Genomic DNA, 14,897 nt, shown 5'->3' on the forward strand with positions numbered 1-14,897 from the left:
AGTTATATCCGAGGTGGATAGTATCCATCACAGATATAAGTTCAGTCACCGTGAGGATCAGCTTGGATCAGCCACTCACGCCTGCCGTCTTCGCGTTGCTGCTCGCGTTGCTCGAAGGCGATCGGCACGGATACGCGTTGATGGCCGACGTCGAGCAGATCACCGGCGGGTCGATCAGGCTGGGCCCGGGCACGCTTTACCGTTCCCTGCAACGGATGCGCGTCGACGGCCTGATCGAGGAGATCGACGACGACGCCTCCGAGCCCGGTCCGGATCGCCGTTCCGAGCGCCGGCGCAGCTATCGCATCACGCCGGACGGATGCCGGGCGGTGGCTGCCGAGGCGCAGCGGCTGGCTGTCCTCGTCGACGCGGCAAGGAAACGAGGGGTGTTGTGACCACAGCGGTACCCGAGGAGTTCGGCGGCGTCACGCCCCAGCTCGTCGTTCCGAGGACCGCCGAAGCCGTGGCGTTCTACGTCGCCGCGCTGGCGGCGGACGAGCTGCTGCGAACCGAGCTGCCGGACGGGCGGATCATGCACTGCGAGCTGCTGATCAACGGCGGGCGCGTGCTGGTGCACGACGAGTTCCCTGAGTCGGGCTCGATCTCGCCGAAGACGTTGGGCGGCACACCGGTGCGGCTCCACCTGTACGTCGACGATGTGGACGCCTGGTTCGCGCGAGCTGTCGAGGCCGGCGCGAGGGTACTGATGGAGCCGTACGACGCGTTCTGGGGCGACCGGTACGCCCAGATCGAGGACATCTCCGGTCATCAGTGGTCGCTGGCCAGCCGGGTGGAAGATCCCGCGGCGCAGGAGCTGCGGGAGCGTGGGCAGGAGTGGTTCGAGCAGCACCGGGACGAGCTGTGAAGCAGGCGCCCGGCGCGCTCGGTGCCTTCGGCTGTGGCGGTCTGCTGGTCGCCGCCGGGATCTGCCAGCTCGCGAACGCCGCGCAGGCTCTCGCCGATCTGCTGCTCGCGGCCGGCCTGTTGGTCGGCCTCATCGGCGTCGCCGGAATCCACCGGCACTACCGCGCCGCGTACGGCCGGCTCGGGCTGCTCGGTGCGGCCGCGACCGGCGCCGGCCAGTTGCTGCAGGCTGCCAGCGCGGTCGCGGGCGTCCTCACCGGGGACTCGAGCCAGGGCCTGGCGCTGCTGCTGTTCGTGGCCGGCTCGGTGTTGTTCCTGCCCGGATTGCTGGTCCTGACCGTCGCCGTGTTTCGGGCCGGCACGGGACACCGCTGGATCGGCCCCGTCCTCGTCGCGGGCGTGGTGACCAGCGGTGTGGTGCGGGACTACGGCGGCACGGCCGCGTTCGGAGCAGCGTGGATCGTGGTGGGCGTGCTGCTGCTCACAGACCGCCGCCGGTCCGCCGGCGGGCCGGGCGCTCAGCGGTGATGGTCGCCGTAGGAGTAGCCGGAGTCCCAGTCGTAGTCCCAGTCGTGGTCGTCGGAGTCGCGCGACCAGCCGTCGTACTCGCCGTCGCGCTCGGAACTGTCGCGCTCTGAGCTCTCGTACTCTTCGCCGCTTCGGCCGTCGTCGACCCCGCCGAAGTCGTAGGAGTACTGATCGGCGTGGGCGCGCAGGTACTGCTCGACCGCCGCGGACATCCAGTCACGTGCCCTGCGTTGATCCGTGGCCGCCGGCGTCGTGGGCCGTCGCTGATGGTCGGCCGGCGGGTCGGTCTGGCTGATCTGCTGGGTGCGTTCCGGTCGTCGGGTGATCCGGTCGTCGTTCTTCTTGACGTCGTTCTGTTCCGGGGCGAGGTGGACTCCGCTGGTGAGCTCGGTCGACGTCTTCAGCATGACCTTGGTGACCCGGGGCGGAGTCTTACGTGTCGTGCTGCCGCCGGCTCGTTCGCACGTGCGCGCCAGCGTGCAGCGTACGGACGCAGCCTGACCGCTGTGCCAGATGTCGAGGACGAGGTTGCCGTCGGGCTCCCACGCCACTCGCCGGATCGAGCCGGTGCCGGCCACGAGGTCGAACAGGGGGTAGCCGGTGTCGGCTCGCAGCACCCACACGACTCTGTCGTCCTGGCGCGCCAGTTCGTACTTCCCGTCCGGCGAGACGCCGACCAGCGCCATCACCTGGTCGGGTTCCTGCCGCCGGCGGTCGAGCTCGCCCCGCGCCGCCACACCGGCGAAAGCCTTCCTGGCCTGCCACGACACGTCCGTCGCCGCGCCGACCGGCAGGCGCTGGAGGTCGATCGTGACACTCGCCGGCGTCGTCGTCGGCGGAGCGCTCCACAGTCCGATCACGATCGCCGCCGCGACCAGTACGGCGACCGCGGCCTGCCTGCGCACTGTAACTCTCTCCGTGCCCCTGGTAAGCGTCATGCCCGGCCAGATGCGCCGGACCCCGAAAGAGTTGTGATCGGCTGACTACAATTTGCGGTGCATGATGTGGTAGCCCACGAACCCCCTGGTCGGGTGCCGGAAGCCCTCCGGAATCGTTCCGATGATCTCGAAGCCGAGGTCGAGATAGAGCTTCACGGCGTGCACGTTGGTCTCGATCACCGCGTTGAACACGATCGCGCGATAGCCGTCGTTCCGGCACCGGGCGATGCTGTGCTCGACGAGCCCGCGCCCGACGCCCCGGCCGTGCAGCGCGGGGTCGACCATATAGCTCGTGTTGGCGATGTGGTCGCCGAGCTTGGCGCGGTTGGGCCCCATCTTGTACGTGCCGGCGATCTCCCCGTCCGTACCATCGGCGACGGCGACGAACGTACGGCCTGGCGGCCGCATCATCCAGTAGCCGTGGGCCGTCCGTTCGTCGGTCTGGGGGTCCCAGTCGTAGGTGTCGCCGGCCGCGATGATCTGGTGCCAGAACGGCCAGATCCGTGGCCAGTCGGCGTCGGTGGCTTCCCTGATCTCCACCCGGCCAACCTTACGGACCGCGGAGCTTGGAGTGGCGGTAGCCGTAGAGGCCGTAGATCGCGAGGCCGATCAGGAACCACACGCCGAACCGGAGCCAGGTGAGCGGCTGCAGCTGGGTGACCAGCCACAGCGAGAACGCGATGCCGATCAGCGGTACGACGGGCATGCCTGGCGTACGGAAGGAACGTGGCAGGTCCGGTCGCCGGTAGCGCAGCACGATGACGGCCGCGCAGACGACGACGAACGCGAGCAGGATGCCGATGTTGGTGAGCTCGGCCGCCTCCTCGATCGGCATCAGGCCGGCGATCAGCGCGGAGACGACGCCGAGGATCCACGTCGTACGGTGCGGCACGTGCCGGGTCGGGTGGGTCTCGGCGAACCAGCGGGGGAGCAGGCCGTCGCGGCTGATGGCGTACCAGACCCGCGACGCGCCCAGCATGAATCCGAACATGACCGTGAGGATGCCGACGATCGCGCCGACGGCGATGACGGTCGCGAACCCGGGCAGGCCGACGTCCGCGAAAGCCGTGGCGAAGGCGCTCTTCGTGTCGATCCGGTCGAACCTGATCATGCCGGTGAGCACCGTGCAGGCCAGCAGGTAGAGCACCATCGCGATGCCGAGGGAGTAGACGATCGCCTTGGGCAGCAGGCGTTGCGCGTCCTTCGACTCCTCGGCGGCCGTCGACATCGCGTCGTACCCGAACACCGCGAAGAACACCGTCGCCGCGCCGGTCATCGCACCGCCGATGCCGTACGGGAAGTACGGATCGAAGTTGCCGCCCTTGACGAAGAACGCGCCGACGATGATGACGGCGACGACGATCGCCAGCTTGACGAACACCAGGACCGTCTCGACGCGCGCGCCGGTCTTGATGCCGCGGCTCAGCAGGAACGCGATCAGCAGGCAGAGCAGCATCGCGAACAGGTCGACCACGTGACCCGGGGCGGTGCCGGGTGCGCCGAGCATCCAGGCCGGCAGGTGGATGCCGAGCTGCTCCAGCAGGAAGCCGAAGTACCCCGAGATGCCGATCGCGACGACCGACACGATCGCGGTGTACTCCAGCAGCAGGTCCCAGCCGATCAGCCAGCCGGGGAGCTCGCCGAGAACGGCGTAACCGTAGGTGTACGCGGATCCGGCGCGCGGGATCAGGCCGGCGAACTCCGCGTAGCTGAACGCGGCCGCGGCACTCGCGATCCCCGCGATGACGAACGAGATGCTGACCGCGGGGCCGGCGACACCGTTAGCGACCGAGCCGGCCAGCGCGAAGATACCGGCGCCGATGATCGCGCCGAGGCCGATGGCGGTGAGCTGCCAAAGACCGAGGGTGCGTACGAGGGTCGTGCCCGGAGCGCCCGGTGGCGCCTCGTCGGTGATCGACTGGGTGCGGAAGAGCTCGCGACCGAACGCCATGGGTACCTCCAGTGAATGGGTGGTGCACTGGGAGACACTGATTCCATGGGACAACCGAGCGCACAGTTCGTCAAGGAATCGGGTAGCAAGGGCGAGTTCGTCCGGCAGGCCAACCGCTTCACCGACCGGATCGGGGTCTCCTCACAGTGGCCGGTCGAGGCGGGACGGTATCGCCTGGTGTGGTCGCGGGCCTGCCCCTGGGCGCACCGCGCGGTGATCGTCCGCAAGCTGCTGGGCCTCGACTCCGTCATCTCGCTGGCCACCGTCGACCCGTTGCGCGACGAGAAGGGCTGGCGCTTCACACTCGACGCCGACGGGCGCGATCCGGTGCTGGGGATCTCGTACCTCTCCGAGGCTTATCTCGCGACCGACCCGTCGTTCTCCGGACGGGTGACGGTGCCCTGCCTGGTCGACGTACCGAGCGGGCTCGTGGTGACCAACGACTATCCGCGGATCACGCTCGACTTCTCGACCGAGTGGACGGCCTTCCACGCCGCCGACGCGCCCTCGCTCTATCCCGCGTCGCTGCGCTCGGAGATCGACGAGGTGGCCGAGCTCGTCTTCCACGACGTCAACAACGGCGTCTACAAATGCGGCTTCGCGACCACACAGTCGGCGTACGAAGAGGCCTACGACGCGTTGTTCGCCAGGCTGGACTGGCTCGAGCAGCGCCTGACCGACCGGCGTTATCTGGTGGGCGACCAGCTCACCGAAGCCGACGTCCGCCTGTTCACGACCCTCGTCCGCTTCGACGCGGTTTACCACAACCACTTCAAGTGCAACCGCAACAAGCTGACCGAGCTGCCGGCGCTCTGGGCCTACGCACGCCGGCTCTACCACCTGCCCGGCTTCGGCGAAACGGTCGACTTCGACCAGATCAAGCGCCATTACTACGCCACCCACCACCAGATCAACCCGTCCGGCATCGTCCCCAAAGGCCCCGACCTCTCGGGCTGGGAGCAGCCGGCCTAGGACTCACCGCCTCACCAGGTCTCCACGTCCACGCCTGTGGTGGCGATCCAGAGGGCACGGAACGCGGATGCGGGGCGGCCGTTGAAGTCGTCCGCGGGTAGCGCCGCGATCAGGTTGAGTACGGCGCCGAGGTGGTGGCACTCGGCGGCTTGCCGGGCGAGCAGCTCGGTCGGGTGCTCGCGCCTGGCCCGGGGCGTCTTCAGCAGCGTGCCGTACTCGTCGACCAGTCCCGAGATGTCCGCCGGTGTCGGTCTGGTGTTCCGCCGCCGGCGCGCGTTGACCTCCGCCTGCTCGAGCTTGTCCTCGTACGCGTACCCGTCGCCGTAGATCCGGGCCCAGACCTGGATCAGGTCCGGACGGCCCAGCGCCGCGAGCACCTCGACGCCTTCCCAGCCGTCGTACCAGCCCTCCTCGGGATAGCCGAGGTACTCCTGCGTGCCGTCCTCGGCGTAGGAGACGTAGTCCGTCCCCGAGGTGCCCTTCATCGCGAGGACCTCCCGGGCGAGGTCGTCCCGCCGGGTCAGGACGAGGTAGGCGAGGAACGGCGTGGTGTAGAAGCTCGACGGCGTCGTGGTCGCTCCCTGCCAGACGGCGCGGGCATCCTCGACCCGGCCGCACTCGAGCAGGGCCCAGGCGACGGCCAGGCGATGCTCGCCCGCGTTCGTCTCGGGCTCGATCGCGGCCATCGCCCGGCCGAACCATGCATCGGAACGGGCGGCGTCGCCGAGGGCCGCGCACGCACCGCCGACCGCGGACGCGACGAAGGCGACGTTGTATTCGTCGAGCACGTCCTCCACGTCCGCGTCGGAGTAACGGAAGACCGACCGGGCCTCGTCGACCCGCCCGGAGGCGGCCAGGATCAGCGCGACCTCGGCCGTGCCGCGGACCAGCTCGAACGGTGTGGGGATGGCATCCAGCAGTTCCAGAGCGCCCCGGGTCTCGCCGCGGCGGGCCCGCAACCGGGCCGCGTGCCGGATGTTCTGGCTCACGTGGTGGTCCCAGCCCGAGTGCAGCGGCGCGGTCGACTCCAGCGCCAGCCGGAACAGATCCTCTACGGTCGCGGTGTTCGGCGGCGGCCAGCTCTCGGCGGCCGCGGGCTCCGGCGCGTTCAGGAACGGCTCGAGGTACTCGTCGTACGGCGGCCCGAGCCGCTCGGCCGCGGCCGCCGCGGAAGGAACGATGTCGAGCTCGCTCCACCGCGTCGGCCAGGAGTAGCGCCGGTCGACCACCCACGCGAGCAGCGCGTCGAGGTCGTCTCGCCGTCCGTCCGGTGCGATCACCAGTCCCGGCGCGAACGCCGCGGCCCAGCTGTCGTCGTCGAGGACGAACGTGGGGTCGCCGTACTCCTCGTACCGCAGGTCCGATCCGGCGTCGTCGCCGTCGAGCTCGAGCGGGCGTTGAGCGTAGGGCTCGCGCAGGAAGTGGAAGTCGCTGAGCACCTCGCCGGTGGCCGCCCGGAGGAAGCGCAGCGTCTTCCGGCCGACCGCCACGAGCACGCCGCTCGCGCCCCAGACCACGCCGGCGGTCTCCTCGGGTACGTCGAAGGCGTCCACTCGCCGCGGTTGCTCGCCCGGAGCAAGCGACCAGACCTCGATCTGGTCGTCGGTGGTGAGGCAGGCGGCGTAGGCGCCGTTGGGCGACCACGCCCAGGGGGTGGCGTCGGGAAGCTCCCAGGCGACGTCCTTCGGCGCTACGCGGAGGTGATGGCTGCGCCGGTCGGGGTCATGGACGACCACGCGAGGGAAGTAGCCCTCCGCCACGACCACCGCCAGCCGGCCGCCGGCACCCCAGCACAGCCGCGAGGGTTCCGCGGGTCCCGGCAGCTCGGTCACCAGCGCGCCGGTACGGGCGTCGGCGATCAGCACGCGCCCGGAAAGGTGGACGGCCAGCAGGCGCTCGTCCAGGCTCCAGGCCGGAGCCTGGCCGTGGGTCTCGGCCTGGTCGAGCCACGCCACCTGCCCGCTCGCCACGTCGATCGACGCCGCCCAGTTGCGCCGGCTGTAGCCGTAGATCCGCGACCCGTCGCGCGACCAGAAGACCTGCTCGAAGAAGAGCTCGTCGTCGCCGAGCCGCTCCTTGATCTGTGGCGGCAGGGTCCGGGCCAGCCAGCCCGGTTGCGGCCCGTCCTCGTCGTAGGCGTTGTAGAAGAAGTTCCCTTCCTCCAGGGGCGCGATACAGCCGTGCACCTCGTGCGGCTCCCGTGCTCGCATGCCGATGTACGCACGCGTCCCGTCCGGCGCGAACGCGAACTCGGGCGGACGAGACCCGCCGTCGGTCACGTAGGCGTCGGCGATCGGGTCGCCGTCCTCGCCGAACGGATCCAACAACCCGACACCGTTGGTGTTGAACGCCAGCGCGACCCGCCGGCCGTCCGGCGACCACTGGATGCTGCGTGCGTAACCCGGCCAGCCCACGCCACCCTCGATGCCGTCCAGCTTGTTGACGCAACGCCCGGTTGCGAGCTCCCAGACCTGCAGGACGCCACCGCGTTCGTAATCGTCACCGCACCAGGAACCGACCGCGAGATACCGCGCGCACGGGCTCAGCGCGAACGCGTCGATCTCGACCAGGTGCCCGTCGGGGTGACGGAGCACCGCGGCACCGCGAGTCTTGACGTGCCCTGTCGCGAACCGGTGGGCGTCCGTCACGCCGTACTGCCGCTCGAGCTCGGCCAGGGCAGAGCGCAGCGGTACGAGATCACGGGCGGGCTCGAACGCGGCCCAGTCGGCGTTCAGCAGCGCCGTCAGGAAGTGGTCGGGGCCGCTCGCGGGCGCGGGAAGCTCAGCGAATCCAGGCGTCGAGATATGCACCGGAGCACACTAGGCCCGCGCGCCAAACATCCGCCAAACGTCCGAGGCCGGACCTCGAGGTGGCCTGGTTAGGTGTGCCTAAGTTAACCTCGCCGCCATGAAGATAGTTGCTGCCCTGGCCGGACTCGCGCTGGTGGCGCTCGCGGGCTGCGGTGCTTCGACCGACTCGGACACCGCTGCCGCGACCCCCGACAAGACCACCTCCGCCGAGGCCACTGCGGCGTCGGAGGGTTTTCCGCGGACCATCGAGCACGCGATGGGCTCGACGGAGATCAAGAGCAAGCCGAAGCGCGTGCTCGCCCTGGACGCGAGCTACGTCGACGACGCGTTGCTCCTCGACACCCAGGTCGTGGGCTTCACGTCGTACCGTGCGATCCACGACAAGCTGCCCGACTACCTCGGCGCAGACCGGGACACCTACGCCGCCGACGCGGTCTCGGTCGGCACGCTGGAGGAGCCCAGCCTGGAGAAGATCTACCAGCTGAAGCCCGATCTGATCGTGTCCGCGAAGGTGCGCCACGAGAAGATCTACCAGGAGCTCAGCGCGATCGCGCCCACCGTCATGTCGGAGAGCACCGGCCCGACCTGGAAAGAGAACGTACGCCTGCTGGCGAAGGCGCTCGGCGAGGAGAAGAAGGCCGACGCCGAGATCAGCGCGTACGAGAAGCGGGCCAAGGCGATCGGTGACGAGATCAACGCCAAGGCCGGCAACCCGACGATCTCCGTCGTACGGTTCGTCGACGGCCCGACCCGCCTCTACCAGAAGGCCTCGTTCAGCGGGATCGTGCTGCAGGACGCCGGACTGGCCCGGCCGAAGTCGCAGGACGTCGAGGACTTCGCCGCCGAGATCTCCGAGGAACGGATCGCCGACGCCGACGCGGACCACATCTTCGTCACGACGTACGCCGACGAGGCCGGCTCCGGCGCCAAGACGAAGGCCAAGTTCGAGCAGAACCCGTTGTGGAAGCTGCTTTCGGGGCAGGTGCACGAGGTCGACGACGCCTTGTGGATGACGCCCTGCAGCATCCAGGGCGCGGAGTACATCCTCGACGACCTGGCCAAGACGTTCGGCGTCGATCCGCAGAGGTAGACCGAGACCGCCCGGACCTAATCACGTCCGCCACCTCATACGTTTTGGGGTGGCGGACGTGATCTTTCAGGGGGTGGTGGAGGAAAGACGTTCGGGAACGAGGATCCAGGCCACGCCGTAGACGACCAGCCCGATGCCGCCGAGCAGCGCGAGCACCACCATCGCCAGCCGGACGATGGCCACGTCGACGTTGAGATAGTCAGCCAGGCCACCGCAGACACCGGCGACCATCCGGCCTTCCCGCTGGCGGTAGATCTTCTTGTACTCGCCCTCGTTCATGTCTACAGCGTTCATGTCCCAAGCCTCTCCGCCAGGGCTCTCGCGGACCATCCGGAATGCTCCGGTCTCAACCCCGGCTATCCCCGGCTGTCCCCGGAGCCGCGGTTGCGCCCACGAGCGATCGAGGCGCCGACACCGATCGCTCCGACTCCGACCAGCAGGATCGGGATCGCCCACTGCAGGTCGTCGGCGTGCAGGACGTTGGTGGCGTTCAACAACCACGCGAGCGCGATGCCGCAGAAGATCAGCCCGACCACCAGCGAACCGACGCTGAGCGGGTGTCTGCCGGCAGTTGGTTTCTGTTTAGCCACGGGACACCTCCAGGTTTCCAACGCCCAGATCGACGTTCAGGTTGAGCTTTCCGCCACCGGCACCGTCGACGCCGAGGTCGGTCGTACGGAGCTGGTCATCGACGCCGTCGAGATCGGGTTCGATCGGCCGGCCGGACTCGTCGACCACCTGGTCGCGCGGGTCGGGCCGCTCGGGCATCTCCGGTCGCTTCAGCGCGTCGGGCTCGGACACGTACTGCGGGAACAGCTGCATGTCGCCGAGCGCCACGTCGGCCGAAAGAGTCGTGTCGACGTTGGCTGGAAGCAGCACCTGCACGTCGCAGGCACCGCAGTCGATGGCCGTCTTCACGGTGTCCTCGTCGGCGAAGGTGACGTTGCGCAGGTCGAGGGTGAACTGGCCGGCGCCGTAGTCGTACGACGGTTTGATCTCGCTCACCGACCTGGGCTGGTAGAGGACCGAGCCCGCGCCGGCCTCGCTCACGTACTCGCCGACCGTGGTCGGAACCAGCGCGAGCGACAGCAGGACGCCGCTGACGACCAACCCTGGCGAACGGCCCCACCAGGCGCCGGCGATCAGGCCGAGACCGACGACCGCGAGCGGCGCGGCGACGTAGCCGGCGGCCGGAAAGCTCACGTTGGCGGCCTGGTCGATCAGCGCCATCGCGCCGAGCACGATCAGCGCGAACGCCGACGTCACCCAGAACAGCCGGGAGCGCCGGCGCGGAACGGGCGGGAGCGGTGCCGTCCACTGGACGGGCGTGTGCGCTTCACCGGGCGAGTCGGACTCGAGTCCGAGCGGGTCGGGCTGGTTCCAGAAGTCTCGGGGCAGTGGCCGGAAGTCGCGCCAGGACCCGGTGGGCGACGGCTCCGGCATCGCCAGGCCGCCCGGACTACCTGGGCCGGCTGGACTGGCTGGTCCGCTTGGACCGTTCGGACGCCCAGAGCCCTGCGGGCTGCCGGGGCCACTGGGTCCGCCGGGCTGACCGGAACCGCCCGGGCCAGCGGGACCGAGGGGAGCCGTAACTCCGCTCGTGGCACCCATGGCGGGCGAAACGGAGGGTACGGGTGCGCCCGGCGCCCCTGCCGGGCCGGCGGGCCGTTGCCCACCGGCACCGGCCGGGCTATCAGCCGGGCCGTTGACCCGGTCCTGGACCGGTCTGGTCGCAGGGGCACCAGCCCCAGCCGGTCCGGTCGCTGGGTACTGCTCGCCAAACCACGACTGGACGCCGTCGCCGGAACCGCTGGGCGGCCCCGGTGGCGTCGCGCCGAACCCGTCACCAGGCTGGCTGCCGGCGTTCCGGCGGAGCAGGAAGTAGAGTCCCGCACCGGCGAGTAGCAGTAGCGCAGCCGGGTGCCAGGAGAAACCCCACCAAGGCACCGAGGCGATCAGCAGGAACAGCACGACCACGCCGCCGACCACGACCGCGTTGTCGGGCTGTCCGTTGGGCCGGCGACCCAGCTGACGTTCGAGGATCGACCGAGCGTCGTCGCCCTCCTCCGGGATCAGCAACCAGGCTGCGCCGTAGATCAGCAGGCCGGCACCACCGAAGAAGATCATGACGGCGACCACGACGCGCAGGATCACGGGATCGATCCGCAGGTCACGCCCGAGTCCGGCGCACACTCCACCGACGACGCGGCCGGCCTTGGCCCGGCGCAGCTTTCGGAACTCCGACAGCGTGCTGCCGGACTGCCCGTGATGGCTGCGCTGGTCGTGCTGCCCGGAATGTCCGGACTGCCCAGACGGCCCCGACTGCTCGCCCTGGTCGGGCGGTGGCGGCGGTGGTGTGGACGGACTCTCGGTCATGTACTCGATACTGCGACGTGTGGGTGGGTGAGGACATCGGGGAGGACCCTGAACTGTTCCCGACGGCTCCCACCCCGGATTTGCGGGACTATACGGGTGGTCACCACGCGCTCGGCGTGTGACGATCGATGTAGAGATCCTAAGACCCAGGAGAGCACCATTTTCGTCGACAACACCGGCACCCGGCAGGCGAGCGCGTATCGGCGCTGCGCCCGGCGTACCGACGGCAAGGTGATCGGCGGCGTCGCGGGCGGGCTGGCCGACCATTTCGGCGTCCCCGCCATGTACGTGCGCCTGGCGTTCGTCGTGCTGATGATGTTCGACGGGTTCTCGATCTTCGTCTACGCCGCGCTGTGGATCTTCCTGCCGCAGGACACCATGCTCGCCAACGTCAACCAGCCGGCGGGCGTGGCCGCCGCGACCCGGCGCGGGCTGCGCAAGGAACGCGGCCGGTTCCGTCGTGAGGACGCCGGTCCGGTCATCGCGATCGTGGCGCTCGCGATCGGGCTCATCTTCCTGTTGCAGCAGCTCGGCAACTTCGACCCCCGCGTGTTCTGGCCGATCCTGGTCGGCGGCGTCGGGCTGGCCGTGCTGTGGCGCCAGGTCGACGAGGCGCAGCGCGTGCGCTGGACGTCCGGCGCGCCGAAGGGCATCCGCCGGGTCTTCACCGGTGGGCTGTCCGGCATCATGCGGGCGCTGACCGGCATCGCGCTGATCATCGGTGCCGCCACGTGGGCGCTGGTCGCGAGCGAGCAGAGCGGTATCGCCCAGGCGCTGGCGGCCGTGCTGATCGGGCTGTTCGGCATCGGGCTGATCATCGGGCCGTGGGTGTGGCGGCTCACCACTGACCTGTCGGAGGAACGGCAGGAGCGCATTCGTTCGCAGGAGCGCGCCGACATGGCTGCTCACCTGCACGACTCCGTACTCCAGACGCTGGCGCTGATCCAGAAGCAGGCCCACGACCAGCGCACCGTTCAGCGGCTGGCCCGGGCGCAGGAGCGCGATCTTCGGCAGTGGCTGTACGGCGAGCAGGAGGACTCCAGCGCCACGTTGCGGAGCGCGCTGCGTAAGGGCGCGGCCGAGATCGAGGACTACCATGGCGTACCCGTCGAGGTGGTCGCGGTCGGTGACGCTCCGCTGGCGCCGCCGGTGCTGGCGCTGGTGCAGGCCGCGCGGGAGGCGATGGTCAACGCGGCCAAGCACTCCGGGGCGCCGCGCATCGACGTCTACGCCGAGGCCGAGTCCGACCGCGTGGAGGTTTTCGTCCGCGACCGCGGGGTCGGTTTCGACCTGGACTCCGTGTCCGAGGACCGGCTCGGCGTCAAGCGGAGCATCCTTGGGCGGATGGAACGTCATGGGGGGAAGGCTGATATCAAGAGCGCGCCTGGTGAAGGCACCGAGGTCCGGCTCGTCGTTGACCTGAATGGCAAGGAGAACAACTCGTGACTGCTTCCCCTGGCAGCCCCACCGGCACCGCCGGCGGCTCGGCTGACCGACGCCGTGTCGTGCTGGTCGACGACCACGCGATGTTCCGTACCGGCGTACGCACCGAGATCGGTGATGCCGTCGACATCGTAGGAGAGGCGGGGGACGTCGACAGCGCGGTCAAGGTGATCGTGCAGACCGAGCCCGAGGTCGTACTCCTGGACGTCCACCTGCCGGGCGGTGGTGGCGCCGAAGTGTGCCGCCAGGTGCTGGCGGTGAAGCCTGACATCAAGTTCCTGGCGCTGTCGGTGTCGGACGCCCCCGAAGACGTGATCGGCGTGATCCGGGCGGGTGCGCGAGGCTACGTCACCAAGACCATCACGGGCGCGGAGATCGTGGCAGGCGTCCGCCGGATCGCCGACGGGGACGCGGTCTTCTCGCCGCGGCTGGCCGGCTTCGTCCTGGACGCCTTCGCGGGCGCCGTCGACCCCGGCTCGATCGACGAGGAGCTCGACCGCCTCACCCAGCGCGAGCGCGAAGTGCTGCGGCTGATCGCGCGGGGGTACGCCTACAAAGAGGTGGCCAAGGAGCTGTTCATCTCGGTGAAGACGGTGGAGACGCACGTGTCGTCGGTGCTGCGGAAGCTGCAGCTGTCGAACCGGTACGAGCTGACCCGCTGGGCCACCGACCGTCGCCTGGTCTGAGCCCACCGCCGGAGCTTCGCCGCTGTCGGCCGGGCCTGCGCCCTGCCGTCGAGCTCGCATCAGCACGGCGAGCCACCGGGCGGTGCGGCCAACAGGCCGTGGCCGCCGCGATTCCGAGCACTCGAGGACGGCGGCTAGGCGTGCCGTTCGCCTGCCGCTGCCCGGGCGCCGATGATCCCTTCGCCGGTCGAGACCGGCGAGGCGGGGCGAGGGGCAGGTGATCCGGCTCAGCTCTGGCTGTTCACGCTGTACCCGTTCGTTCGCACCGGCACGCGCCAGTGCTCGGCCAGTTCGGTCAGGGTCTCGGGGCAGAAGTAGTACCAGCGCAGCCGCCGCACGCCGTCGTCGGCGGTGTCGACGCGTAGGACGTCTTCCAGCGCTTCGCCGCCGCCGCTGCCGTCGGTGCGAGTGCCGAACAGCAGTACGAGCGCCTCGCCATCGAGTTCGCGCACCTCGGCTCGGTAGCGGACGTGGGTCTCCAGCACGAGGGTGTGCCGCAGCGAGCCCGAACGCGCCTGTTCGCGGCCCTCTTCGCGGACCGCGCCGACGACCTCGACCACGCCGTCGGCCAGGAGGAGACGCGCGAGCTCGTCCAGGTCGTACGCGGTGAACGCTGCCGCCAGGGCGTCGACGACCCGGCGATCCGGTTTCGGCCGGTACGCGCGGTCCGGCTCCGCCAGCCGGCCACGGCCGCGGTGGAGTGCGGCCTTGACAGCGCCGACGGAGGTGCCCGCCAAGCCGGCGATCTCGGCCAGTGGCAGGTCGAAGACGTCCTTGAGTACGAGCGCGGCCCGTTCCTGCGGTGGCAGCCGCGTTGCCACCTCGGCCAGGGCGTCGCGTACCTCGGCCGGATCGGCGGGAGCGGGTGCCGCCGCGCTGTCCGGCACGGCCGCGGGCAGCGGCGACGACTTCCGTACCCAGTCGACATAGGTGTTGCCGGCGATCCGCAGCAGCCAGGCCAGCGGGCGTTCGATCTCCTGGTGGGCCTGGGCCGCCGCGGTGAACGCGCGGGTGAGCGTCTCCTGCAGCAGGTCCTCGGCGTCCCACACGTTGCCGGTCAGCCGCCGGCAGTAGCGGTGCAGGTCGGGCCGCAGCGGCGCGACCTGGGCCAGGAATCGGCGCCGGGCCTCGCCGATCGTCTTCCGCAGCTCGTTGTCCAGCACGTCGAACAGCCTCCTCGGGCGGGCGAAGAATCCTTTACCCGTATCGACGGATGCCGCCGGCCGGAGGATACGTGGC

General features: G+C 69.8%; 15 protein-coding genes. 7 read left to right on the forward strand and 8 right to left on the reverse strand.

What is annotated here, in order from left to right; translation table 11 throughout:
- Positions 1-50: 50 nt before the first annotated feature.
- From ACYVF6_RS17905 to ACYVF6_RS17915, 3 genes are read left to right on the forward strand one after another with little or no spacing between them, the layout of a single operon-like run.
- Positions 51-395, forward strand: a complete 345-nt coding sequence (locus tag ACYVF6_RS17905) for a PadR family transcriptional regulator (RefSeq protein WP_460522618.1) — start codon at positions 51-53, stop codon at positions 393-395.
- Positions 392-865 carry a VOC family protein gene (locus ACYVF6_RS17910; RefSeq protein ID WP_460522620.1) on the forward strand — a complete coding sequence of 158 codons (474 nt, stop codon included), beginning with the start codon at positions 392-394 and terminating at the stop codon, positions 863-865. The genes ACYVF6_RS17905 and ACYVF6_RS17910 overlap by 4 nt, the downstream gene beginning before the upstream one ends.
- Positions 862-1,392 carry a hypothetical protein gene (locus ACYVF6_RS17915; protein WP_460522622.1) on the forward strand — a complete coding sequence of 177 codons (531 nt, stop codon included), beginning with the start codon at positions 862-864 and terminating at the stop codon, positions 1,390-1,392. The genes ACYVF6_RS17910 and ACYVF6_RS17915 overlap by 4 nt, the downstream gene beginning before the upstream one ends.
- Here ACYVF6_RS17915 and ACYVF6_RS17920 read toward each other — a convergent pair.
- The 3 genes from ACYVF6_RS17920 to ACYVF6_RS17930 all read right to left on the reverse strand — a co-directional run bounded on the left by ACYVF6_RS17920 (position 1,383) and on the right by ACYVF6_RS17930 (position 4,281).
- Entirely contained in the window at positions 1,383-2,297 is a 915-nt protein-coding gene (locus ACYVF6_RS17920; protein WP_460522624.1) for a WD40 repeat domain-containing protein, read from the reverse strand. The genes ACYVF6_RS17915 and ACYVF6_RS17920 overlap by 10 nt on opposite strands.
- Positions 2,298-2,375: 78 nt before the next feature.
- Complete coding sequence (locus tag ACYVF6_RS17925) at positions 2,376-2,870, reverse strand: GNAT family N-acetyltransferase (RefSeq protein ID WP_460522626.1); 495 nt, start codon at positions 2,868-2,870, stop codon at positions 2,376-2,378.
- 10 nt (positions 2,871-2,880) lie between these two features.
- Positions 2,881-4,281 carry an amino acid permease gene (locus ACYVF6_RS17930; RefSeq protein ID WP_460522628.1) on the reverse strand — a complete coding sequence of 467 codons (1,401 nt, stop codon included), beginning with the start codon at positions 4,279-4,281 and terminating at the stop codon, positions 2,881-2,883.
- 45 nt (positions 4,282-4,326) lie between these two features.
- Here ACYVF6_RS17930 and ACYVF6_RS17935 point away from each other — a divergent pair, with 45 nt between their 5' ends.
- Positions 4,327-5,253 carry a glutathione S-transferase family protein gene (locus tag ACYVF6_RS17935; protein ID WP_460522630.1) on the forward strand — a complete coding sequence of 309 codons (927 nt, stop codon included), beginning with the start codon at positions 4,327-4,329 and terminating at the stop codon, positions 5,251-5,253.
- A gap of 11 nt (positions 5,254-5,264) precedes the next feature.
- Here ACYVF6_RS17935 and ACYVF6_RS17940 read toward each other — a convergent pair whose 3' ends face one another.
- Positions 5,265-8,063: a WD40 repeat domain-containing protein gene (locus ACYVF6_RS17940; RefSeq protein ID WP_460522632.1), complete on the reverse strand. Its 2,799-nt coding sequence runs from the start codon at positions 8,061-8,063 to the stop codon at positions 5,265-5,267.
- Between the two features lie 97 nt (positions 8,064-8,160).
- Between ACYVF6_RS17940 and ACYVF6_RS17945 the strand changes: the two genes are divergently transcribed.
- Entirely contained in the window at positions 8,161-9,153 is a 993-nt protein-coding gene (locus ACYVF6_RS17945; protein ID WP_460522634.1) for an ABC transporter substrate-binding protein, read from the forward strand.
- Positions 9,154-9,219: 66 nt separating this feature from the next.
- On the opposite strand, the gene ACYVF6_RS17950 is transcribed toward ACYVF6_RS17945, so the two are convergent.
- From ACYVF6_RS17950 to ACYVF6_RS17960, 3 genes are all read right to left on the reverse strand, one after another.
- Positions 9,220-9,447, reverse strand: a complete 228-nt coding sequence (locus tag ACYVF6_RS17950; protein ID WP_460522636.1) for a PspC domain-containing protein — start codon at positions 9,445-9,447, stop codon at positions 9,220-9,222.
- A gap of 62 nt (positions 9,448-9,509) precedes the next feature.
- Positions 9,510-9,743, reverse strand: coding sequence for a hypothetical protein (locus ACYVF6_RS17955; protein ID WP_460522638.1), 234 nt, complete (start codon positions 9,741-9,743; stop codon positions 9,510-9,512).
- The gene (locus ACYVF6_RS17960) at positions 9,736-11,529 is read right to left on the reverse strand and encodes a PspC domain-containing protein (RefSeq protein WP_460522640.1); all 1,794 of its coding nucleotides are present in this window, start codon (positions 11,527-11,529) and stop codon (positions 9,736-9,738) included. Before ACYVF6_RS17960 ends, ACYVF6_RS17955 begins: the two co-directional genes overlap by 8 nt.
- A gap of 96 nt (positions 11,530-11,625) precedes the next feature.
- Here ACYVF6_RS17960 and ACYVF6_RS17965 point away from each other — a divergent pair, with 96 nt between their 5' ends.
- Positions 11,626-12,975: a PspC domain-containing protein gene (locus ACYVF6_RS17965; protein WP_460522642.1), complete on the forward strand. Its 1,350-nt coding sequence runs from the start codon at positions 11,626-11,628 to the stop codon at positions 12,973-12,975.
- Entirely contained in the window at positions 12,972-13,658 is a 687-nt protein-coding gene (locus tag ACYVF6_RS17970) for a transcriptional regulator (RefSeq protein WP_460522645.1), read from the forward strand. The genes ACYVF6_RS17965 and ACYVF6_RS17970 overlap by 4 nt, the downstream gene beginning before the upstream one ends.
- Positions 13,659-13,885: 227 nt before the next feature.
- Here ACYVF6_RS17970 and ACYVF6_RS17975 read toward each other — a convergent pair whose 3' ends face one another.
- Positions 13,886-14,821, reverse strand: coding sequence for an RNA polymerase sigma factor (locus ACYVF6_RS17975; protein ID WP_460522647.1), 936 nt, complete (start codon positions 14,819-14,821; stop codon positions 13,886-13,888).
- Positions 14,822-14,897 lie beyond the last annotated feature (76 nt).

The organism is Flindersiella endophytica (assembly GCF_054779015.1).

Excerpts from the sequence above, each read along its gene's own strand:
- ACYVF6_RS17930 (WP_460522628.1), bottom strand. The coding sequence starts at position 4,281 with ATGGCGTTCGGTCGCGAGCTCTTCCGCACCCAGTCGATCACCGACGAG.
- ACYVF6_RS17935 (WP_460522630.1), top strand. The coding sequence starts at position 4,327 with ATGGGACAACCGAGCGCACAGTTCGTCAAGGAATCGGGTAGCAAGGGC.
- ACYVF6_RS17945 (WP_460522634.1), top strand. The coding sequence starts at position 8,161 with ATGAAGATAGTTGCTGCCCTGGCCGGACTCGCGCTGGTGGCGCTCGCG.
- ACYVF6_RS17950 (WP_460522636.1), bottom strand. The coding sequence starts at position 9,447 with ATGAACGCTGTAGACATGAACGAGGGCGAGTACAAGAAGATCTACCGC.
- ACYVF6_RS17960 (WP_460522640.1), bottom strand. The coding sequence starts at position 11,529 with ATGACCGAGAGTCCGTCCACACCACCGCCGCCACCGCCCGACCAGGGC.